The sequence below is a fragment of the Photobacterium alginatilyticum genome, assembly GCF_009910675.1.
Lineage (GTDB): Bacteria > Pseudomonadota > Gammaproteobacteria > Enterobacterales > Vibrionaceae > Photobacterium > Photobacterium alginatilyticum.
Map to the genome: position 1 here is coordinate 23,875 of NZ_RSEJ01000037.1, position 20,177 is coordinate 44,051.

Consider the following 20,177-nt stretch of genomic DNA (forward strand, 5'->3'; position numbering starts at 1 on the left):
AGCGGCATAATCTTCCAGGGAGCAGCAAGCTTGTCAGTTAATGTGTTTTTCCCCACTATATTGATACATAGACCTCGCATGAATAAGGTATAATCCCCGGCCTAGTTTCCGGTAAGCACGCAGTTCCTATGGCAGAGAAAAGTAAACCGTATAAACCCAAAGATTCCCAGATGGACGCAATCAAAATGCCTCCTCACTCTCTGGAAGCCGAGCAATCCGTCCTGGGTGGCTTGATGCTGGACAACGAGAAGTGGGATACCGTGGCTGAGAAAGTGGTCCCCAAAGACTTCTACAGCCGCCCTCATCGGATTATTTTTGAAGGTGTTTCGGTTTTACTTGAAGGTGGTCAGCCTCTGGATCTGATCACTCTCTCTGAGCAGCTCGAGCGTTCCGATCAGCTGGAGGATGTCGGCGGCTTTGCCTACTTGGCGGAGCTGGCCAAAAATACCCCGTCAGCGGCAAACATCTCGGCCTACGCGGAGATTGTGCGTGAGCGGGCGCTGGTTCGCGATATGATCGGGGTGGCCAATGAGATTGCCGATGCCGGTTATGATCCGCAGGGACGAACCAGTGAAGACCTGCTCGATATGGCAGAGAGCAAAGTATTTGCGATTGCCGAGCAGCGAACCAATGAAAATGAAGGCCCGCAGAATGTCGATACGATTCTGGAGAAAACCCTGGAGCGTATTGAGCTGCTGTACCAGACTCCTCAGGACGGGGTAACCGGTGTCTCGACTGGCTTTAGCGATCTGAACAAGAAAACAGCCGGCTTGCAGGGCTCTGATTTGATTATCGTGGCGGCGCGTCCGTCGATGGGTAAAACCACCTTTGCGATGAACCTGTGTGAAAATGCAGCCATGGAGCAGGAAAAGCCGGTACTGATTTTCTCGCTGGAGATGCCCGCCGAACAGATCATGATGCGTATGCTGGCTTCCCTGTCTCGGGTCGATCAGACCAAGATCCGTACCGGTCAGCTGGATGACGAGGACTGGGCGCGGATTTCATCGACGATGGGTATTCTGATGGAAAAGAAGAATATGTTCATCGATGATAGCTCGGGCCTGACCCCGACGGAGGTACGTTCCCGTGCCCGTCGTATTGCTCGTGACAGCGGTGGCTTGAGCATGATCATGATTGACTACCTTCAGTTGATGCGAGTACCTGCCCTGCAGGATAACCGTACCCTGGAGATTGCCGAGATTTCACGCTCCCTTAAAGCATTGGCGAAAGAGCTGAATGTTCCTGTCGTGGCGCTGTCGCAGCTGAACCGCTCGTTGGAGCAACGTGCTGACAAACGCCCGGTAAACTCAGACTTGCGTGAATCGGGAGCCATCGAGCAGGATGCCGACTTGATCATGTTTATCTACCGTGATGAGGTTTACCACGAAGACAGTGCCCTGAAAGGAATTGCCGAGATCATTATCGGTAAGCAGCGTAACGGTCCTATTGGCTCGGTGCGTCTGACCTTCCAGGGACAGTTCTCTCGATTTGATAACTATGCCGGCCCGGCTTTCGACGAAGAGTAAGCGGACGGATTTTCTTGATGACTTGGCGCCGGCTTGCCGGCCCAGGCCGGATTCATTGATGTAGGATTTTTAATGAAAGCGGCGACAGCTTATATCAACACAGCAGCACTGACCCATAATATCAGCCGACTCCGGTTGCAGGCTCCGAACAGCAAAATTCTGGCAGTGGTAAAGGCCAATGCGTATGGCCACGGTTTGGCTCACGTGGCGCAAAGCTTGCCGGATGTGGATGGTTTTGGTGTCGCACGTATTGAGGAAGCCCTAACCCTTCGGGCGGGCGGAGTCGTGAAACCTGTCCTGTTGTTGGAAGGTTTTTATGCCGCCACTGATCTGCCGGTACTGGTAACCAACAATATCCACACCGTGGTGCACTCTGTCGAGCAGCTAGAGGCCTTGGAACAGGCCCGGCTCGATAGCCCGGTTGTGGTGTGGCTGAAAATCGATACCGGCATGCACCGCCTTGGTGTTCGCCCCGAGCAGCTCACTGAATTTATCGAACGCCTGCATGCATGCCTGAATGTGGCCAAGCCGCTGCGTTATATGAGCCACTTCGGATGTGCCGATGAGCTGAACAGCTCGGTTACCCATCAACAAATTGATACCTTTCTTAGCCTGACTGACGGTTGCCGTGGCGAGCGTTCTCTGGCCGCCTCGGCAGGTATCCTAGCCTGGCCCGACAGCCAACTGGAGTGGATCCGTCCGGGGATCATTATGTACGGCGTGTCACCGTTTATGGAGCCCGAGCGCTCGTCGTCGTCTTTCGGTATGAAGCCGGTGATGACGTTGACGTCCAGCCTGATTGCCGTCAGAGATGTAAAAAAAGGCGAGGCGGTGGGCTACGGCGGGATCTGGACCAGCGAGCGGGACACCAAAGTAGGGGTTATTGCGATTGGTTATGGCGATGGCTACCCGCGTGCGGCCCCGAATGGTACGCCAGTGCTAGTCAATGGCCGCACCGTGCCGATGGCCGGCAGGGTCTCGATGGACATGCTGACGGTCGATCTTGGCCCGGATGCTGCCGACAAAGTGGGTGACGAAGCGATATTGTGGGGAGAAGGTCTGCCCGCCGAGGTGGTTGCCGAGCATATTGGCACGATCGCCTACGAACTGGTGACCAAGCTGACTTCCCGGGTGGCCATGGCCTATTTATAACCCAAAGATTCGGACAGTTTTGATTAAGTCTTATTGTTTCAAAGCCGCAGCGGTTGCTGCGGCTTTATCATATTCATTCGTGACGCATGCTGATGGCTGGCCGAGCTGGGAGCCAGAAACCGCGGCGGTGCCGTTTGTGTTTACCAGTGACTCGATGGGCCTGGCAGTTGGTATGGCCGGGGTGCTGAAAGGTGCCGGGCAGCCGCAGGCAGCACTGCTGGGCGCCGGGCTGGTAACGGACAAAGAAACCTGGCTTGCCTACCTTGGCGCCAGTAACTATATCATTGATACCGATAGCCGCTGGTTGTTTGGTGCCGAGCTGTATTCGGCCGAGTTCAAGCAGTTTGACTACTATCTTGGCGAGGCGACCCGTAATGACTCGGTAGCAGATGACGCCACGATTGCCGATGCGGCAGAAAGTCAGTATCGCATTTCTGCCCGCTATATATTGCCGCTCGGTGCGGCGGAAACTCAGGGAATAAAAGCGGCGCTGAGACCGGAACGGCCGTTGTCTGGCCATACGCCGTGGACGAGCGGTGTGACCTCGTTAGAGTTCAGGCCGTTTTATCAGAGCCGTGAGTTTTTCGACCTTGCCACCGATGATCCGGCGTTTAACGAGGCGGAAAGTGTCTGGGGGCTGGAAACCCGGCTGGATTGGGATAACCGCAATAACAGTCGTAATCCCACCACGGGTAGCCGCAGCCAGTTCGGGGTGACTTATGATCCCGGAAGCTCTGATCATGCCAGCTGGTGGAAATGGGAATTGAGCCAGAGTTGGTTCTGGGATATCGGTGCGCTGGGAGAGGTTTTCGATCAGCAGGTGATGGCCCTGAATGTCTATACCGGGGATACCCCGAGCTGGAACAGCACGGAAAGTGTCAACGGTGTCGACACGCTGCGCCGTCCACCGGCCTATGCCGGTACCCGCCTTGGCGGTCTGTACCGGCTCCGGAGCTTTCAGAGCGGCCGGTTTGTCGATCGTGCGGCCCTGAGCTATAGCATGGAATACCGGGTATTGCCCGATTGGCAGCCGCTCAGCGACTGGCCGGTGTTCAACTGGTATGACGTACCTTGGTGGCAGTGGGTGGCCTTTGTCGATATCGGGCGGGTGGCTGGTGAATATGATTTGAAAACGCTGCACCAGGACATGAAATGGAGCGCCGGCGGGGCAATCCGCTTTCAGGTCGAGGGGATTGTTGTCCGCACCGAAATGGCCTGGGGTAGCGAGGACAGTTTGTTCCGCGTGATGATTAACCAGCCTTTCTAAACGATGTTGGGTATCGGGCTTCGGTATTACCTACCCGATACTCGTCTTTCGCTCTGCAGATGATTTTCTGTCAGGGTTATCCGCCTACCAGCGTTATTCTCCCTGTATTGTTACCACGAGCCGTCGACTTCCTCCGTGGTTGCGATGTTCGCCCAGATAGATCCCTTGCCAGGTTCCGAGCGCCAGGCGCCCTTGTGACACGGGCAGGGTGATACTGCTGCCCAGGGTAGATGCCTTGATGTGGGCTGGCATATCGTCGTCACCCTCATAGGCATGCTGGTAGTAGGGCGCGCGTTCCGGAGCGGATTGATTAAAGTGGGATTCCAGATCACTACGCACGGTTGGGTCGGCATTCTCATTGATGGTCAGGCTGGCGGAGGTATGTTGGATAAAACAGTGTACCAGGCCGATACTGTACTGATGGAGTTCCGGAATTTGTTGTTCAATTTCATCGGTTATGAGATGAAAGCCTCGGCGCCTCGGCTTGAGTTGAATTGCCTTCTGGAACCACATAGCGTATACCTTTTTATTACCGTATTGCTGTCATATTAGATGATTACTGTACTCATCAGGGAATTTTCCGTCTATTATTTACTCTCTGTTTTCGTGACCTGACTCAATGAAGGTAGAGGCGGCTTCGAGTCATAATCTGACATAAGTCGTAAAATTACAAAAAAATAGCCTACTTTGCTGGTTGCGCTAAAATTGACAACATTCAGAAATATCGGGGATCCATGGTCTGGATGATACTGACTGGATCAATGGATTAAGAATTACAATATCAGGAACTTCACCATGTTGAAAAACATCAATCCAACGCACACTCAGGCGTGGAAAGCGCTGACAGCCCATTTCGAAGATGCACAGGATCTTCAGATGAGCGAACTGTTTGCACAGGATAGCGAGCGTTTTGCCAAGTTTTCGGCGAACTTTGGCTCAGACATTCTGCTTGATTACTCCAAGAACCTTATTACTGAAGAAACCATGAGCAAGCTATTTGCTCTGGCTGAGCAAACTGAACTGAAAGCTGCGATTGCTGATCTGTTCAGCGGCGAGAAAATCAACCAGACTGAAGGCCGTGCGGTACTGCACTCTGCACTGCGTAACCGCAGCAATACGCCTGTGATGGTTGACGGTGAAGATGTGATGCCGAAAGTGAATGCCGTGCTGGAGAAGATGAAAGGCTTCACTGCGCGCATCGTTGACGGTGACTGGAAAGGCTACACTGGCAAAGAGATTACGGATGTCGTTAATATCGGTATCGGTGGTTCTGATCTGGGCCCATACATGGTCACTGAAGCACTGGCACCATACAAAACGCGCCTGAACATGCACTTTGTATCGAACGTTGACGGTACGCACATTGCCGAGACGCTAAAAGCGCTTAACCCGGAAACGACCCTGTTCCTGATTGCGTCTAAGACGTTTACTACTCAGGAAACCATGACCAATGCACACTCTGCGCGTGACTGGTTCCTGGCAACCGCTCAGGATCAGGCCCACGTTGCCAAGCACTTTGCTGCGCTGTCTACTAACGCGGGTGCGGTGTCTGAGTTCGGTATTGATACTGACAATATGTTCGAGTTCTGGGACTGGGTTGGCGGTCGTTACTCACTGTGTTCTGCGATTGGCCTGTCAATCAGCCTGGCTATCGGCTTCGATAACTTTGTTGAGCTGCTGGACGGTGCCCATACAATGGACAAGCACTTCGCAGAAGCGCCATTGGAAGAGAACCTGCCGGTCATTCTGGCGCTAATCGGAATTTGGTACAACAACTTCCACGGTGCCGAGTCTGAAGCTATTCTGCCGTACGACCAGTACCTGCACCGCTTTGCGGCTTACTTCCAGCAGGGCAACATGGAATCTAACGGTAAGTGCGTTGATCGTGGTGGTAACCCGATTGACTACCAGACAGGTCCAATTATCTGGGGTGAACCAGGCACCAATGGCCAGCATGCGTTCTACCAGCTGATCCACCAGGGTACCAAGCTTATCCCGTGTGACTTTATTGCGCCTGCACTTAGCCACAATCCATTGAGCGATCACCATCCTAAACTGATGGCAAACTTCTTCGCTCAGACAGAAGCACTGGCGTTTGGTAAGACCAAAGAGCAGGTTGAAGCTGAGTTTGTGGCTGCCGGTAAAACTTTGGAAGAGGTAAAAGAGCTGGTGCCGTTCAAGGTCTTTGAAGGTAACCGTCCGACTAACTCTATCCTGGTTAAGCAGGTAACACCTTCGGTACTGGGCTCGCTGATTGCGCTGTACGAGCAGAAGATCTTCACTCAGGGTGTTATTTGGAACATCTTTAGTTTCGACCAGTGGGGTGTCGAGCTGGGCAAACAGCTAGCAAACAACATCCTGCCAGAGCTGAACAATGCCGAAGAGATTGCTAGTCACGATAGCTCTACCAATGGACTGATCAATGCATTTAAGCAGTGGCGTAGCTAAGCTGCCGCTTTAATATCGATAAAAAACGCCGCTTAGCGGCGTTTTTTTCATTCTGAGGTTAACAACGCTCAGCAGCATTAAGAAAGCGCGACAACTTCGCTTGCTTGTGGACCTTTCTGACCATCTGTCACGATAAACTCAACACTTTGGCCTTCTTGAAGTGTGCGGCGGCCCTGAGCCTGGATAGCACTAAAGTGAACGAATACATCTTTGCCATCAGCACCAGAAATGAAGCCAAAGCCTTTTTCATCGTTAAACCATTTTACGGTTCCAGTCAGTTTGTTCATGTTACGATCTTTCCTTTGAATGAGGGTAGTTCCTTGCTTGACCGATAGCAGCCAGCAAAATTACGAGCTGAAGGCTGACACTATAAGTGTGTAGATGCTTATTCAGCATATCCAGTCTAGACCGAATACATGGAAGGTGGTAGTTTTTTATCTGGGATTTGTGGCAACTTCACAGAAATTTCAAAGTGATAGTTATCATTATTTCAGGCAGGAAGAATCGCCAGTCAGAGAGCTCTGACTGGGGCGATTAACAGGTATGGTCGTGCTGACTAGCCGTCAAAGCAGATTTCAATAAATGCCTTACCGTACTCAGAGTCAAACGGCATAATGATGATAGCGCCGTCACACTTGTGAGTGATGGTATGGCCGCGGCCAGATACAACGGCTGGTGTGGCCATTTCAAAATCATAGCCTCTGTCAGCCAGGATACGCTTCGCGCCACCGGTCACCATATTGGTGATTTCACCAACCATATCAGTGACTTCTTCATTGATACCGTTCGGGCGCTCGCCCAACATGCGTTGCATGATTTCAAGAGCCAGCGGCTCGTCAAAGGTGATTGACATCGAGCCTTTGGTTTTAGGCCCAATCATGCCGATCAGGCCTGATACATCACCGCGAGCAACTTCGTCTTTCTTTACTCGAGGCTTTTGCGGTGCTAGCTCCATCGATGCCATGGTCTTCAAAACATTCAGAAGTGAAGCTAGAAAAGGGTTTACAAATTCTGCGCGCATAATCTGATAATGACTGTATTAGTAAAAGTAAGAGTTACTGCTTGCTGTTCTGACATTCATGACAAATGCCGTGGCTTTCCACTACATGATTCGATATCTGGAAGCCGTGCTTTTCTGCTTTCTGGCGCAGTAGTTTAGCCAGTTCATCATCATGGCATTCTTCGACAGTACCACACTCATCACATATTAGCAGCTGAGAGCAGTGGTCAGCATGTCCGAGCACACAACAGGCTATATAGCTGTTGGTGGATTCGACCTTATGTACAAAGCCCTGAGCCAATAAAAAATCAAGGGCCCGGTATACCGTCGGCGGCTTCGCTTGTGGTTCGGTTTCCCTGAGAAGATCCAGCAGCTCATAGGCGCTAATCGAACTATGATGCTCCACGATAATCTCGAGAACCTTCAGCCTTTGAGGTGTCAGCCTTACTCCTCGTTGCTCGCAAATCTGTTGTGCCTTTGTCAGCAGTTGCGTTTGATTTGCCATATAACCTCAAAAAACAGCGATAAGTCCAGTAGTTTATCATAGCATTTGGAAAACGTACCTTACTTCGCTTAATTCCGGCGAAATAGGTCAGAAAATTCGTGTGCCTGATCACGTCAGCTTATCCAGCAATTGCTGTGAAGAACAAATAATGCCAAGGGGAGGAAGCAAGGCTCTTCACCCCATCAATCCTTCGATTCTTCACCTGTTGCGTCCTGCTTTGCCTTGGAAGTACACCGAAAAGCTGTACGCTTAATATTCTCAAAGAAACGAATTCCATTAAGTTATTGATTTATATCTTATGTACAGCTTGTACAGCTTTTTCGGCATTATAACTCAAAAGCTCATAAAGCTGTACGGAAGAAGAATGAAAACAAAGATATGCTTTTTAACTCAATATGTTATCGAATTTATCAAAAAGAACATCATATTACTTTTAGTGAACCTTTTTGGCCTACAGTAGGCAAAAAACTGAAATGCGGAGTGATTGCTTCCGGCCTGTAAGCGAGGGCTCAAGTGTTGGTAGAATGGTTATTACTTTGAGCATATCTGGTGCGAAACCCTTTTACGGGGAGCGACAGGCAAATGGAAGAAAGCTAAATGGCAGAGCACTTTATTGGTAAGTATGAAGTGGAATACAAATTTCGGATCCAAGGGCATGAGGCGATCCTGCAGCGCTTGCGCTCCCTCGGTGCCACCGAATTTGTAGCGAATAACCAAGAGACAGACACCTATTTCGATAGAGCGGGTAGTCCTTTGGTGCACCGGGATATCAGTATGAGTGTACGTAGTATGGAGCCTTCCGGCATTAAGTTATGGATCGTGAAAGGGCCGGGAAATGACCGTTGTGAGGCCGTCAAGGTAGAGTCGGTTGATAAAACACATAGCATGTTGAAAACCTTGGGCTATCAGGCTGCATTTAGCATTACAAAGACCCGGAGTATTTATTTCCTCGGGCAATTTCACATCACCCTGGATAGGGTGAGTGAGTTAGGAGACTATGCTGAAATTGCCGTCATGACGGATGATAAATACCGGCTTGACGACTTAAAAGCGGGCTGTCTCGAGCTGGGAGAGAAACTGGGATTGGGACGTTCTGACATTGAGTCTCGATCCTACCGTCAGTTACTGGGCTACTAGTCGCCGGTTAGCCTACGATCAGATGGAATAAGCGTTGTGCAGCTTATTGCGTGAAGAGCAGTAAAAAGGTGGGCGACCTTTCTGGGGTGGCTGGTAATGATCTGTAACCTGCTGATAGCTAGGTGTATATTCAGCATGTGCAGCTTTTCTAGGTTTATTGGTGTCCAAAAACTATTATTGCTGTACTTTTTGGATGGCGGTTAAATTTTTATTTATTATCAATGCTTTAATTATGGTGTTGTTTTTCCTGTCATGTCCCTTTTGCTGGGTTCTGTTTATCGAACTAGACTCACAACACAATAGCAGTAGGGGCGAATTATTCACCTCTTCTATCCCTGGTCCTGTTGGGCAAACGACCGATATGGGGTAGAATCCGCTCTCTTTAAAGTAAACTGCCGTTCAAAGACGGGTACACGGGTCAAAATGAGGCTTTTCGATGCTAGATAATGCTGTTGCCAACCGCGACGATTTACAAACTGAATCCACCCGGAGTGCTGATTATCCATCAGGCCGCTTTTCCGTTGCACCGATGCTCGATTGGACAGATCGTCACTGCCGTTATTTCCATCGTCAGTTGAGCGAGCATGCGTTGCTGTATACCGAAATGGTGACAACCGGCGCTATTATTCATGGCAAGGCAGACTACCTGGCCTATAACGAAGAAGAGCATCCGCTGTCGCTGCAGCTAGGTGGCTCGAACCCGGCAGATCTGGCTCATTGCGCCAAACTGGCTCAAGAGCGTGGTTACGATGAAGTAAACCTGAATGTCGGGTGTCCGTCAGACCGAGTCCAAAACGGTCGCTTCGGTGCCTGCCTAATGGGCGAAGCCGAGCTGGTGGCGCAGTGCGTGTCGGCTATGCGCGAAGTGGTTGATATCCCTGTAACGGTAAAAACCCGAATCGGCATCGATGATCAGGACTCTTACCCGTTCCTGACTGACTTCATCGGTACAGTCAGTGAGAAAGGCGGATGTGATGATTTTACTATTCATGCCCGCAAGGCCTGGCTCAGTGGCCTGAGCCCGAAAGAAAACCGTGAGATCCCACCGCTGGACTATCCGCGTGTATACCAGCTTAAGCGCGATTTCCCCCACCTGACCATGGCGGTTAACGGTGGAGTAAAAACATTGGCCGAAATTGAAACTCACCTCGAGCATCTTGACGGGGTAATGGTTGGCCGCGAGGCGTACCAGAACCCGTATATGATGGCTGAACTGGATCAGCGCCTGTTTGGCAGCAATAAGCCGGTGAAGAAGCGTCGTGAGGTTGTTGAGGCGATGTACCCGTATATCGAGCGTCAGATCGCCAACGGCTCTTACCTCAATCATATTTCTCGTCATATGCTGGGGCTGTTTCAGAACATGCCGGGCGCGCGCCAGTGGCGCCGCCACATCAGTGAAAATGCGCATAAGCCGGGAGCGGGTATTGAGGTGCTCCAGCAGGCACTGGAAAAAATACCGGCACACCTGGATGTCTAAGCGGTAGCCAACCATTAACGTGGCTTTTTTCGCCATATATCATGGTGAAAAAAGCCAAGTCAGATAGGGCGTTGATCATATATGATCAGCGCCTTTTTTGTATGTAATTGAAAGTAAATGATTATTTTAAAAATCATGCTGTTGGCCTGAATTGTGCTATTACAAAACAAGATAGGATAAAAACTAAAGGGGTCAAAAGATGATTGAGTTTCTGTTTTTACTGGTATTTGCGATGGTATTGATTTTCACCGGCGTGAGTTTGGTCGGTATGGCTTTTGCCGTGCTGGCAGGCTTTGTGGTGATGGCGCTGGCGGGAATGATTGGCGTGATGCTCAAGCTTCTGCCTTGGTTAATTTTAATCGGTGTTGCTGTTTGGTTGTACCGCGGAAAGAAGGGTGACTGCCAGCATAGAGGTCGCTATCACCGTCGCTGATGACGATACCAGATAAATTCTTTTGCTTACAAAAGCTTGCCTAGCAATTGAACTGAAAGTGGTGGTTCTGCGAAGGAAGTGCGGTTTTCTTGTACGGCATCTGGTATAGTTTGGCCGTTTTTAAAATCTAATAAAGAGCGGAGACTCGGATGAATAAATTGGCTATTTCTGCAGTGGCGGCTGCAGTAGCATTAGCAGCGGCAGTGCCAGCTCAGGCGGCAATGCTTCTTGGAGTAAAAGCAGGTGCAGACGCATGGTTTGCAGATGCAAAAGTGAATGATGCCAGCACCAGCGGTGATGATACCCACCTATCGTATCACCTGGCCTTTGAGCACTTTATTCCATTGGTGCCTAATTTCCGTCTACGTTACGCTGACATTGATGCAGGCGCAGTATCATTTGGTCAGACTGACTACACGGCTTACTATGAAATCTTGGACAACGACGCGATTGCGTTCGATGTGGGTGTCACCCTGTCCAAGTTCAATGCGGGTAAATTCCTGGGCGAAGACTTCAGCGAGTGGCAGCCGAACCTGTACGGTAACGTAGAGGCAGGTATTCCAATGACGCCGGTATCAGTATTTGGCGATCTGAACTTCGGTAACTATGACGGCACAAACACGGTTGATGGCCAGGCTGGCGTGAAGTGGTCACTACCGCTGATTGCCGCCGATCTGAACCTGCGTGCCGGCTACCGTGTGATGGACTATGACTTTGACTTTATCAAGCAAACAGAAGGCAAGGTGAAGCTAGACGGTTGGTTTGCCGGTGTAGAACTGGACTTCTAAGCGTTATTGGCAGAACACAGAATATCGAAGCCACGATTTATCGTGGCTTTTTTGTTGCCTGTTTTCGCTTTTCTGTACCATTTTTAAAAGTGATACAACAGTCAGGAAGTGGGCAAATGACATTAACTGAACTACAGCAACTGTATGCTAATAGCGATATCGTGGAAGCGGTTATCGAGCCATCAATTCAGGCCAACGGCTGGATTGTGGAATTTCGCCATCGCCGGGGCGGCTTTGTACCATTGACTGATGGTGCTGGCAGTGAAAAGTGTTACCGGGATATTGATACGGCCACGGAGCGGGCTTTCGAGGTCGGGTTCCACCAGGTCCGTATCGCCGATACCTTTTGATTTAGTGTGTAGTAACCCGGCTTAATATCAGGTTAAGCCGCTTTTCTCTGTCTTCTAACCTTACTAAAAGTTATAAAACATTCTTATCTATTCTTTCTTGTTATTTCTTTGAGTAGCTAATCTAACACTACGCAATGTATAGGGATCGTCGTGTCATGTTACTTAAGGAACTCTCGGCCATAGCCAGCCCACTCAATGATCAACAAATAGGTCAACTGCAACAGGCCGCTGCAGAACTGTCGCCACAGCAAATGGCGTGGATAAGTGGGTACTTTTGGGGGCTGAGCCAAACTCAGTCTGCGGACCAGTCGCAGCCTGCCCAACAGCTTTCCGCTGCGGCAGTTGCCCAGCCAGCCGGCAAGCTAACGATTATTCATGCTTCCCAGACGGGAAATGCAAAAGGGGTGGCTGAAGCGCTCAAAGAAGAAGCATCGGCTGCCGGTATCGCTGTCGAGCTATTTGCCGCCGGTGACTACAAAGGCAAAAATCTAGCCAAAGAAACCCATGTGATCATTGTCGCCTCTACACACGGTGAGGGTGAGGCACCGGATGATGCGATTGAACTGCATGAGTTCTTACAGTCGAAGAAAGCGCCGAAACTACCGAATCTAAAGTATGCCGTGATTGGTCTGGGAGACTCGAGTTATGAGTTCTTCTGCCAGACGGCAAAAGACTTTGACAGCTATCTGAGCCGCCTGGGCGGCGAATCGATACTTGAGCGTCTTGACTGTGACGTTGACTATGATGCACCAGCCGCAGAGTGGCGAGAAAAAGCCCTTGAAAAGGTGAAAGAAACTTTGTCGACCGGTGAGGCTGAAGTGGTTCAGCTACCGGTAGCCAATAGTAAGCAGGCAGTTGCACAATATTCCAAGCAGAACCCTTATGAGGCAACACTGCTGACCAGCCAGAAGATCACCGGACGGCGCTCGGGCAAAGATGTGCGCCATATCGAAATTGATCTTGAAGATTCCGGGCTGACCTATCAACCGGGTGATGCGCTGGGGGTTTGGTACGAGAACGACTCGGTTTTGGCTGAAGCCTTGGCGGCGCGGGTTGGTCTGGACGGAACCGAAAGTGTCGAGGTCGACGGAGAAGCGCTGCCGCTGAAACAGGCGCTGATCAGCAAGTATGAAATTACCGCAGCGAACCCGCAGTTGGTGACTAAGTACGCTGAGCTCTCAGGCAGCAAAAAGCTGGAAAAGCTGGTAGCTGACAAAGACAAGTTGCGTCAGTATGCCGGCCAGACGCAGGTGATTGATGTTTTAGCCGAAAAGAAATCAAAGCTGACTGCCGAACAACTTACCGGGCTGCTGCGCCGTTTGACACCGCGCCTGTATTCGATTGCTTCCAGCCAGGAAGAGGTGGGCGAGGAAGTGCACCTGACGGTGGGAGTTGTTGAATACGAAAACGGTGACGAAACCCGACAGGGGGGAGCATCGAGCCATCTGTCATATCGCCTGGAAGAAGGTGATAACGTCAAGGTCTTTGTCGAGACTAACAACAACTTTAAGTTGCCGGCTGACGACAATACTCCGGTGATCATGATTGGTCCGGGAACCGGTATTGCACCATTCCGCGCGTTTGTTCAGGAGCGGGATAACCGGGAAGCCGCAGGTAAAAACTGGTTGTTCTTTGGTGATCGCACCTTTACTGAAGACTTTCTGTATCAGGTGGAGTGGCAGAAGTATTTGAAATCCGGCGTAGTGAGCCAGATTGATGTCGCCTTTAGCCGTGATCAGGTGGAAAAAGTATATGTCCAGCATCGACTGCTTGAGCATGCTGCCCAGGTTTGGCAGTGGCTGCAAGATGGGGCGCATGTGTATGTCTGTGGCGATGCGAACTATATGGCCAAAGATGTTCACGAAGCTCTGGTGACTATTGCCGAGCAACAAGGTCAGCAAAGCCGCGAACAGGCGGAGCAGTATTTAAACGAGCTGCGTAAGAACAAGCGTTATCAAAGGGATGTGTACTAATGAGCGAGCAAAAACTATCAGATAACGAACGCCTGAAGCGGGAAAGTAACTTCTTGCGCGGCACCATCGAGAACGATTTGCAGGATCGCATCACCGGTGGTTTTAACGGTGATAACTTCCAGCTGATCCGTTTTCACGGCATGTACCAGCAGGATGACCGCGATATCCGCGCTGAGCGTGCCAAGCAGAAGCTTGAGCCGTTGCAGAACGTGATGCTGCGTGCCCGGATGCCGGGGGGGGTGATCACACCGAAGCAGTGGCTGGCCATCGACAAGTTTGCCGAGGAACACAGCCTGTACGGCAGTATTCGCCTGACAACGCGCCAGACCTTTCAGTTTCACGGTGTACTGAAACCCAACATCAAGCTGATGCACCAGACGCTCAATAAAATCGGGATAGACTCGATTGCCACCGCGGGGGATGTTAACCGTAACGTACTGTGTACGACCAACCCGGTTGAGTCGGAGCTCCATCAGGAAGCGTACGAATGGGCAAAGAAAATCAGTGAACACCTGTTGCCGAAAACACGCGCCTATGCCGAAATCTGGCTGGATGGCGAGAAGGTCGAGGCAACGGACGAAGAGCCGATTCTGGGCAGCACCTATCTGCCGCGTAAGTTCAAGACCACCGTGGTGATCCCGCCGCAAAATGACGTCGATGTGCATGCCAATGACCTTAACTTTGTTGCTATAGCCGAAGAGGGCAAGCTGGTTGGCTTTAATGTCCTGGTCGGCGGCGGATTGGCAATGACCCATGGCGACAAGTCGACCTATCCGCGCCGCGCCGATGACTTAGGCTTTATTCCTGTGGAAAAAACGCTGGATGTGGCCGCTGCGGTCGTAACAACCCAGCGAGATTGGGGTAACCGCTCCAACCGTAAAAATGCCAAAACCAAGTACACCTTAGATCGTGTCGGTACGGATGTGTTCAAGGCCGAGGTGGAAAAACGGGCCGGTATTGCGTTTGCCGAGAGCCGTCCTTATGAGTTTACCGACCGCGGCGACCGGATTGGCTGGGTCGAAGGGATTGATGGCAAGCATCATCTGGCCCTGTTTATCGAAAACGGCCGTTTGCTGGACTTCCCGGGCAAGCCGTTGAAAACCGGGATGGCTGAAATTGCCAAGGTCCATAAAGGTGATTTCCGCATGACTGCCAACCAGAACCTGATTGTGGCTGGCGTGGCGGCGAAGGATAAAGCCAAGATCGAAAAGATCGCCCGTGATCACGGCCTGATCGACGACGGTGTCAGTGAGCAGCGCAAGAATTCTATGGCCTGTGTATCTTTGCCTACCTGTCCGCTGGCAATGGCCGAGGCCGAGCGTTTTCTGCCTGACTTTGTCACCGATGTCGAAGGTATTTTGGCCAAGCACGGCCTGGCGGCAGATGACAATATTATTTTGCGGGTGACCGGTTGTCCGAATGGCTGTGGCCGGGCAATGCTGGCCGAAATTGGCTTGGTCGGAAAGGCGCCGGGGCGCTACAACCTTCACCTAGGTGGTAACCGCAGCGGTACCCGGGTACCGAAAATGTACCGGGAAAATATTACAGTGGCTCAGATCATGGAAGAGATTGACTCGCTGGTGGCACGTTGGTCGCAAGAGCGTGAAGACGGTGAAGGCTTTGGTGATTTCACTATCCGTGCCGGGATCATTGAACCGGTGTTAGTCTCTAAGAGGGATTTTTATGCCTAAGTTAGCGTTAGCAGAACTGCTTCAGAAAAATAAGGTGGAGCAGATCCTGCAGCTAGCGGAAATTAATGCTGAGCTGGAAGTCCTGACGGCCCAAGACAGAGTGCGCTGGGCGTTGGAAAATCTGGACGGCGAGTTTGCGCTGGCGTCAAGTTTTGGTATTCAGTCGGCTGTCATGCTGCACCTGGTGACCCAGGAAAAACCGGATGTGCCAGTGATTTTGACGGACACGGGTTATCTGTTTCCTGAGACCTATCAGTTTATTGATGAACTGACGGCACGGTTATCGCTGAACCTTTATGTCTACAAGTCGGAAATGAGTTCGGCTTGGCAGGAAGCCCGGTTTGGTCAACTGTGGGAACAAGGCGTTGAGGGGATTAAGCAGTATAACCAGCTGAACAAGGTTGAGCCTATGCGCCGAGCACTGGACGAGCTCAATGTCGGCTGCTGGTTTTCGGGGCTGCGACGTGAGCAGTCTGATACCCGGGCGACCTTGCCGGTACTGGCAATCCAGAACGGTCTGTTTAAGTTCTTGCCATTGATCGACTGGACGAACAAGGAGATCCATCAGTATCTGACTTTGCATGATCTGCCTTACCATCCGTTATGGGAGCAGGGTTATTTATCCGTCGGTGATACCCATACTACCCGTAAGTGGGAACCTGGCATGAAGGAGGAAGAAACCCGTTTCTTTGGCCTCAAACGCGAGTGTGGTTTGCATGAGGATGATGCTGAATATGACGGTTCGGGCATTTGATGCACTAGTACTCTGACGATCATTGGTAACAACAAAAACCTTATCTGATACTGCGACTCGGCAGACAGATAAGGTTTTTTATTTGTGAGCTTAATGTCAGTTTGCTGTTTTAATTACCTATTTTTACTTGCTTCTGACAGGAAGCGTAGCAATTTCAGTATCCTCGTTGCCGCGTTTTTTAGAATCCGTGTTGTTAGCCTGCTGGCGTCCACACTTTGCCGAGGGCATCCAGCAAGCCGGCACTGGCTCCCTGATTGCCAAGAAACTGCATGACGACAGGAATAAACTGGCTGACCATGCTGGCATCCATACCGAGAGCGGAGAACACCTGGTTAATGGTATCTATGTTGGTCAGCATACCGCCAAGGCCTGGAGGAATTGCCGTGCTGAGGGCATCACTGCCGGGGATCATCTTGCTGAGCTCGCTCGCCTGATCGCCGCTGAGCTGGCTGGATGCCAGTGACAGCAGGGCGCCGGCACCACCAGCCGCTTGTTCTTGGGTGACTCCGAGCTGGCTGGTCAGTATGTCTGTTAGGGGGTTGGCTGCGCTGGCCTCTGCCTGTTCGTCATCACCGCCGCCAAACAGATCTGACAGGCTAAAAGCCTGGCTGCCGGCAGAGAAAGCAAGGCAGCTAAACAATGTGGTGAGTAAAAGTAGTCGGTTAAAAATTGATGGTTTGTATCCCATGGCATCCTCCTTTGATTAACGTTATAAGCGTAGTGGGGAATGCGGCGTAAATACCAAATTTAAATGAAAAAATATGATTTACTGGGATGAAGTTTGTCGGAAGGAAATGAAAAACGGTGCCGTGGCACCGTTTGGAAATTCTGTCTGGCTTCGGGAAGCTTACAGGATGTCTAGTAGTTCAACTTCGAATACTAGCGCTGCGTATGGGGGGATAGCAGCACCTGCGCCACGCTCGCCATATGCTAGGTCTTGTGGGATGTATAGTTTCCACTTAGAACCAACAGGCATCATCTGAAGCGCTTCAACCCAACCAGCGATAACGCCAGTTACTGGGAACTCTGCAGGCTGACCGCGAGATACAGAGCTGTCGAATACAGTACCGTCAGTCAGTTCGCCGTGGTAGTGAACACGAACTTGCTTGTCTGAAGTTGGGATCTCGCCGTTACCTTCAACAAGAACTTCGTACTGAAGACCAGATTCAGTCACTGTTACTTCAGAGCGTAGTGCGTTATCTTTTAGGAAAGCTTCACCGTCAGCTGCTGCAGCTTTAGCTTGCTCTTGACGCGCTTCTTCTGCACGAGTGTGAATTTCACGCAGTGCATTGTTGATTTCGTCAACTTCGATCTCTGGCATCTCACCAGTTAGGGAAGTTGCGATACCTTTAGCGATAGCAGCAACGTTCAGGCCTTCAAGACCGCTTTGTGCTAGCTGTTGGCCCATTTGTAGACCGATACCGTAGCTTGCTTTAGTTTCAACTGTATCTAGTTTAACGTCAGACATGGTGTCTTCTCTCAATGTAGAGTGAATTAAAGCAGGCAGGATAACAGTTTCGACCCCAAGGGGTAAACTTTTGTGACAAGATGTCGTTTGATAGCGTGAGTTGAGAACGCCGGAGTGTTGAATATGGGACAGGCCAGACGCCGTTCAAAGAAAAAAAGTGAATTTAAACTTCCCCGTCTTTCGTTTAGCAAGGAAAGTCTGAGTGTCAGCAGCGATCGACTGAAAGCCAAGTTGGCGCCTTTAAAGGCTAAATGGCAAGCGTTGCCACCGTTGCACCGCCGGGGGCTTTCGGTATTGCTTCCCGTGGTAGGGGTGTTGATGTTATTGCCGGTGAGCGAGCCGACATCAACCTCGACGCCTGGTCAAACCGAACGACGCGAACTCGCGCTTGATCTCGGTAATAATGAAACCTCGCTTCCTCCGGTTGGTCAGCGTAGTGAGCCTGCGTCGCCGGTACGTACTGCCGTGAAAACCCCGGAGCCGGTCTCTTCAGCTAGTCAGCCACCTGTGGAAAAAGTGCCGGTTGAAGTCGAGTGGCAGAAATATCAGGTTAAGCAGGGTGAGACGCTGGCCAATATTTTCCGTGACAAGTCGTTACCATTAACCGATCTCTATGCGGTCGCGGCCATTGAAGGCAAGGACAAACCCTTGAGCCGGATCAAGGCCGGCCAATGGCTCCGTTATAAGCAGACGGCAAAAGGCGGGCTGGATGTGTTGCAGATAGAAAGCCGCAAGGGAGAATCGGTAATGTTTTTCCGCCGCTCCGATGGCAGTTTTGTTCGTAGCCAGTAGCGAATGGTGGTGAAAAGGCAGTTGTGAAAAAAGGCCGAAAGTGGCCTTTTTTCAATTTGACAGCTTTTTAACTGAATACTGTTATTGCGCCGCGTCATCGCACAGGGGCTTTGAACGACGTAACTTAGGCAGAGGCAGCATCGGCAGCACAATGAGTACAATTCCCATCGTTGTCAGTAAATCAGGCCGTTCATCAAACCCGACAATCCCCAAAAGGGTGACAAAAATCAATCCGGAGTACTCAATCAGTCCGAGCTGACAGGTCGTCGCGCGTCGGTAGGCAGCTACAGCGCAGCCGTGATACCCCAGGGTAAAGAATGCGCTGGCTGCAATGAGCATCAGCTCTTCTGTGGTGATGGGTTGCCAGAACAATGCAGCAAGCACGCCTGCCAGAGGCAGAGAGAAAACGCCGGTCCAAAATAGTGTACTGACGACGGGTTGCTGTTCAGGCAACTTTCTGACCAGCACGTTGTACAGTGCCAGCGTGAAAGCACACCCCAAAGCGGCCAGTGCCGCCCAGTGGTACTGATCGGGCCGCAGTACGACCAGGACGCCGCCAAAGCCGGTGAGGGTTGCCAGTACTTTCTGCCGTTCTGGCTTTTCTTTTAGTAACCAGGCCGATAGCGGCAGCATCAGCAGTGGCGCAGCGTAAAACAGAGCGTTGGCAGTCGCTAGCGGCAGCCAGGTCAGGGCGACCATGACGAAGCCGCTTCCCGCCAACACCAGATGAGAGCGTACCAGGGTAATACCATAGTTGCCGACAACCTGTTGCCGGGGTGTCAATCTGAGCCAAAGCGGAAACAGTAATAAGACACTGAGCAACTGGCGGATGAACATGTATTGAAAGGCGCTGATGCCCCCTTCAAGTAGTTTTACCGCCACATCAGAGAAGGATGCGGACAAGTTGCCCAGCAGCAGTAGCAGCGCTCCGGCGGCGAACGGGGAGAGTTTATTCACTCACAATCCCTTTGCGCAGTCTCATGTCTACATGCGGAATGCCATCTTCCAGATATTCGTCAGAAATTGCCTCAAAGCCATATCGGCGATAGTAGTGCTGAAGATGAGACTGGGCACCGATATCGATTGTCTGATTTGGCCAAAGTTGTTCGGCGTATTCCAGCCCTTGCTGGATTAGCTCGTGACCGGCCCCTGTCCCCCGGGCACTGGCTGCCGTCAGTACGCGGCCGATGCTGCTGTTGGCATAGGTGGTCCCTGGTGGCAGCAGCCTGAGGTAGGCTACAAGCTCATCATTATGGTAACCCAGCAGATGGTGGGTGCCTGCTAGACGGTCGCAGTTGTCCAGCTCGGGATAGGGGCAGTTTTGCTCGACCACGAAGACATCGACTCTGAGCTTGAGCAAGTCATAGAGTTGGTGGGTTGTGAGCTGTTCAAAAGGCAGGCATTGCCATTGCATCG

General features: G+C 51.2%; 21 protein-coding genes. 13 read left to right on the forward strand and 8 right to left on the reverse strand.

Annotated features, from left to right (window positions below):
- The first annotated feature begins 128 nt into the window (after nt 1-128).
- The 3 genes from EIZ48_RS25165 to EIZ48_RS25175 all read left to right on the forward strand — a co-directional run bounded on the left by EIZ48_RS25165 (nt 129) and on the right by EIZ48_RS25175 (nt 3,945).
- The gene (locus EIZ48_RS25165) at nt 129-1,526 is read left to right on the forward strand and encodes a replicative DNA helicase (protein WP_160657786.1); all 1,398 of its coding nucleotides are present in this window, start codon (nt 129-131) and stop codon (nt 1,524-1,526) included.
- 72 nt (nt 1,527-1,598) lie between these two features.
- A complete protein-coding gene (gene alr, locus EIZ48_RS25170; RefSeq protein ID WP_160657788.1) occupies nt 1,599-2,678 on the forward strand; it encodes an alanine racemase in 1,080 nt (359 codons plus the stop codon).
- A gap of 22 nt (nt 2,679-2,700) precedes the next feature.
- Nucleotides 2,701-3,945 carry a BamA/TamA family outer membrane protein gene (locus EIZ48_RS25175; RefSeq protein ID WP_439126597.1) on the forward strand — a complete coding sequence of 415 codons (1,245 nt, stop codon included), beginning with the start codon at nt 2,701-2,703 and terminating at the stop codon, nt 3,943-3,945.
- A gap of 93 nt (nt 3,946-4,038) precedes the next feature.
- On the opposite strand, the gene EIZ48_RS25180 is transcribed toward EIZ48_RS25175, so the two are convergent.
- Nucleotides 4,039-4,458: a secondary thiamine-phosphate synthase enzyme YjbQ gene (locus EIZ48_RS25180; protein WP_160657790.1), complete on the reverse strand. Its 420-nt coding sequence runs from the start codon at nt 4,456-4,458 to the stop codon at nt 4,039-4,041.
- 282 nt (nt 4,459-4,740) lie between these two features.
- Here EIZ48_RS25180 and pgi point away from each other — a divergent pair, with 282 nt between their 5' ends.
- A complete protein-coding gene (gene pgi / locus EIZ48_RS25185) occupies nt 4,741-6,393 on the forward strand; it encodes a glucose-6-phosphate isomerase (RefSeq protein WP_160657792.1) in 1,653 nt (550 codons plus the stop codon).
- 77 nt (nt 6,394-6,470) lie between these two features.
- Here pgi and EIZ48_RS25190 read toward each other — a convergent pair whose 3' ends face one another.
- The 3 genes from EIZ48_RS25190 to zur all read right to left on the reverse strand — a co-directional run bounded on the left by EIZ48_RS25190 (nt 6,471) and on the right by zur (nt 7,898).
- On the reverse strand, nt 6,471-6,680 hold the full coding sequence (locus EIZ48_RS25190; RefSeq protein ID WP_047875438.1) for a cold-shock protein: 210 nt from the start codon (nt 6,678-6,680) through the stop codon (nt 6,471-6,473).
- 269 nt (nt 6,681-6,949) lie between these two features.
- The gene (locus EIZ48_RS25195; RefSeq protein ID WP_075767875.1) at nt 6,950-7,414 is read right to left on the reverse strand and encodes a chemotaxis protein CheX; all 465 of its coding nucleotides are present in this window, start codon (nt 7,412-7,414) and stop codon (nt 6,950-6,952) included.
- Nucleotides 7,415-7,448: 34 nt separating this feature from the next.
- Nucleotides 7,449-7,898 carry a zinc uptake transcriptional repressor Zur gene (gene zur, locus EIZ48_RS25200; protein ID WP_075767876.1) on the reverse strand — a complete coding sequence of 150 codons (450 nt, stop codon included), beginning with the start codon at nt 7,896-7,898 and terminating at the stop codon, nt 7,449-7,451.
- Between the two features lie 597 nt (nt 7,899-8,495).
- Between zur and cyaB the strand changes: the two genes are divergently transcribed.
- From cyaB to EIZ48_RS25240, 8 genes are all read left to right on the forward strand, one after another.
- The gene (gene cyaB, locus EIZ48_RS25205) at nt 8,496-9,035 is read left to right on the forward strand and encodes a class IV adenylate cyclase (protein WP_160657794.1); all 540 of its coding nucleotides are present in this window, start codon (nt 8,496-8,498) and stop codon (nt 9,033-9,035) included.
- A 436-nt stretch (nt 9,036-9,471) separates the two neighbouring features.
- Entirely contained in the window at nt 9,472-10,512 is a 1,041-nt protein-coding gene (dusA, locus tag EIZ48_RS25210; protein ID WP_160657796.1) for a tRNA dihydrouridine(20/20a) synthase DusA, read from the forward strand.
- Nucleotides 10,513-10,711: 199 nt separating this feature from the next.
- The gene (gene pspG / locus EIZ48_RS25215; RefSeq protein ID WP_160657798.1) at nt 10,712-10,945 is read left to right on the forward strand and encodes an envelope stress response protein PspG; all 234 of its coding nucleotides are present in this window, start codon (nt 10,712-10,714) and stop codon (nt 10,943-10,945) included.
- Between the two features lie 149 nt (nt 10,946-11,094).
- Nucleotides 11,095-11,733 carry a TIGR04219 family outer membrane beta-barrel protein gene (locus EIZ48_RS25220; RefSeq protein ID WP_160657800.1) on the forward strand — a complete coding sequence of 213 codons (639 nt, stop codon included), beginning with the start codon at nt 11,095-11,097 and terminating at the stop codon, nt 11,731-11,733.
- 116 nt (nt 11,734-11,849) lie between these two features.
- Nucleotides 11,850-12,083, forward strand: a complete 234-nt coding sequence (locus EIZ48_RS25225; protein ID WP_075767902.1) for a thymidylate kinase — start codon at nt 11,850-11,852, stop codon at nt 12,081-12,083.
- Nucleotides 12,084-12,238: 155 nt separating this feature from the next.
- Complete coding sequence (locus tag EIZ48_RS25230; protein WP_160657803.1) at nt 12,239-14,056, forward strand: assimilatory sulfite reductase (NADPH) flavoprotein subunit; 1,818 nt, start codon at nt 12,239-12,241, stop codon at nt 14,054-14,056.
- Nucleotides 14,056-15,747, forward strand: coding sequence for an assimilatory sulfite reductase (NADPH) hemoprotein subunit (gene cysI, locus EIZ48_RS25235; RefSeq protein ID WP_160657805.1), 1,692 nt, complete (start codon nt 14,056-14,058; stop codon nt 15,745-15,747). Before EIZ48_RS25230 ends, cysI begins: the two co-directional genes overlap by 1 nt.
- Nucleotides 15,740-16,501: a phosphoadenylyl-sulfate reductase gene (locus tag EIZ48_RS25240; protein ID WP_160657808.1), complete on the forward strand. Its 762-nt coding sequence runs from the start codon at nt 15,740-15,742 to the stop codon at nt 16,499-16,501. The genes cysI and EIZ48_RS25240 overlap by 8 nt, the downstream gene beginning before the upstream one ends.
- 193 nt (nt 16,502-16,694) lie before the next feature.
- Here EIZ48_RS25240 and EIZ48_RS25245 read toward each other — a convergent pair whose 3' ends face one another.
- Both EIZ48_RS25245 and bamJ read right to left on the reverse strand, forming a co-directional pair.
- Complete coding sequence (locus tag EIZ48_RS25245) at nt 16,695-17,189, reverse strand: DUF2780 domain-containing protein (RefSeq protein ID WP_160657811.1); 495 nt, start codon at nt 17,187-17,189, stop codon at nt 16,695-16,697.
- Nucleotides 17,190-17,348: 159 nt separating this feature from the next.
- Nucleotides 17,349-17,969: a BamJ family beta-barrel-assembly machinery protein gene (bamJ, locus tag EIZ48_RS25250; protein WP_075767907.1), complete on the reverse strand. Its 621-nt coding sequence runs from the start codon at nt 17,967-17,969 to the stop codon at nt 17,349-17,351.
- 123 nt (nt 17,970-18,092) lie between these two features.
- Here bamJ and EIZ48_RS25255 point away from each other — a divergent pair, with 123 nt between their 5' ends.
- Nucleotides 18,093-18,761 (forward strand): LysM-like peptidoglycan-binding domain-containing protein, encoded by a 669-nt coding sequence (locus tag EIZ48_RS25255; RefSeq protein ID WP_160657813.1) that lies wholly within the window; start codon nt 18,093-18,095, stop codon nt 18,759-18,761.
- 81 nt (nt 18,762-18,842) lie between these two features.
- Here EIZ48_RS25255 and EIZ48_RS25260 read toward each other — a convergent pair whose 3' ends face one another.
- Both EIZ48_RS25260 and EIZ48_RS25265 read right to left on the reverse strand, forming a co-directional pair.
- A complete protein-coding gene (locus tag EIZ48_RS25260; RefSeq protein ID WP_160657816.1) occupies nt 18,843-19,718 on the reverse strand; it encodes an EamA family transporter in 876 nt (291 codons plus the stop codon).
- Nucleotides 19,711-20,175, reverse strand: a complete 465-nt coding sequence (locus EIZ48_RS25265; RefSeq protein ID WP_160657818.1) for a GNAT family N-acetyltransferase — start codon at nt 20,173-20,175, stop codon at nt 19,711-19,713. Before EIZ48_RS25265 ends, EIZ48_RS25260 begins: the two co-directional genes overlap by 8 nt.
- Nucleotides 20,176-20,177 lie beyond the last annotated feature (2 nt).

What these genes read in the sequence shown, in the direction of transcription:
- zur (WP_075767876.1), bottom strand. Translation starts at nt 7,898, where the DNA reads ATGGCAAATCAAACGCAACTGCTGACAAAGGCACAACAGATTTGCGAG.
- alr (WP_160657788.1), top strand. Translation starts at nt 1,599, where the DNA reads ATGAAAGCGGCGACAGCTTATATCAACACAGCAGCACTGACCCATAAT.
- EIZ48_RS25190 (WP_047875438.1), bottom strand. Translation starts at nt 6,680, where the DNA reads ATGAACAAACTGACTGGAACCGTAAAATGGTTTAACGATGAAAAAGGC.
- EIZ48_RS25165 (WP_160657786.1), top strand. Translation starts at nt 129, where the DNA reads ATGGCAGAGAAAAGTAAACCGTATAAACCCAAAGATTCCCAGATGGAC.
- EIZ48_RS25225 (WP_075767902.1), top strand. Translation starts at nt 11,850, where the DNA reads ATGACATTAACTGAACTACAGCAACTGTATGCTAATAGCGATATCGTG.
- EIZ48_RS25220 (WP_160657800.1), top strand. Translation starts at nt 11,095, where the DNA reads ATGAATAAATTGGCTATTTCTGCAGTGGCGGCTGCAGTAGCATTAGCA.
- dusA (WP_160657796.1), top strand. Translation starts at nt 9,472, where the DNA reads ATGCTAGATAATGCTGTTGCCAACCGCGACGATTTACAAACTGAATCC.
- cyaB (WP_160657794.1), top strand. Translation starts at nt 8,496, where the DNA reads ATGGCAGAGCACTTTATTGGTAAGTATGAAGTGGAATACAAATTTCGG.
- pgi (WP_160657792.1), top strand. Translation starts at nt 4,741, where the DNA reads ATGTTGAAAAACATCAATCCAACGCACACTCAGGCGTGGAAAGCGCTG.
- EIZ48_RS25245 (WP_160657811.1), bottom strand. Translation starts at nt 17,189, where the DNA reads ATGGGATACAAACCATCAATTTTTAACCGACTACTTTTACTCACCACA.
- EIZ48_RS25265 (WP_160657818.1), bottom strand. Translation starts at nt 20,175, where the DNA reads ATGCAATGGCAATGCCTGCCTTTTGAACAGCTCACAACCCACCAACTC.
- pspG (WP_160657798.1), top strand. Translation starts at nt 10,712, where the DNA reads ATGATTGAGTTTCTGTTTTTACTGGTATTTGCGATGGTATTGATTTTC.
- EIZ48_RS25255 (WP_160657813.1), top strand. Translation starts at nt 18,093, where the DNA reads ATGGGACAGGCCAGACGCCGTTCAAAGAAAAAAAGTGAATTTAAACTT.
- cysI (WP_160657805.1), top strand. Translation starts at nt 14,056, where the DNA reads ATGAGCGAGCAAAAACTATCAGATAACGAACGCCTGAAGCGGGAAAGT.
- bamJ (WP_075767907.1), bottom strand. Translation starts at nt 17,969, where the DNA reads ATGTCTGACGTTAAACTAGATACAGTTGAAACTAAAGCAAGCTACGGT.
- EIZ48_RS25230 (WP_160657803.1), top strand. Translation starts at nt 12,239, where the DNA reads ATGTTACTTAAGGAACTCTCGGCCATAGCCAGCCCACTCAATGATCAA.
- EIZ48_RS25195 (WP_075767875.1), bottom strand. Translation starts at nt 7,414, where the DNA reads ATGCGCGCAGAATTTGTAAACCCTTTTCTAGCTTCACTTCTGAATGTT.
- EIZ48_RS25240 (WP_160657808.1), top strand. Translation starts at nt 15,740, where the DNA reads ATGCCTAAGTTAGCGTTAGCAGAACTGCTTCAGAAAAATAAGGTGGAG.
- EIZ48_RS25180 (WP_160657790.1), bottom strand. Translation starts at nt 4,458, where the DNA reads ATGTGGTTCCAGAAGGCAATTCAACTCAAGCCGAGGCGCCGAGGCTTT.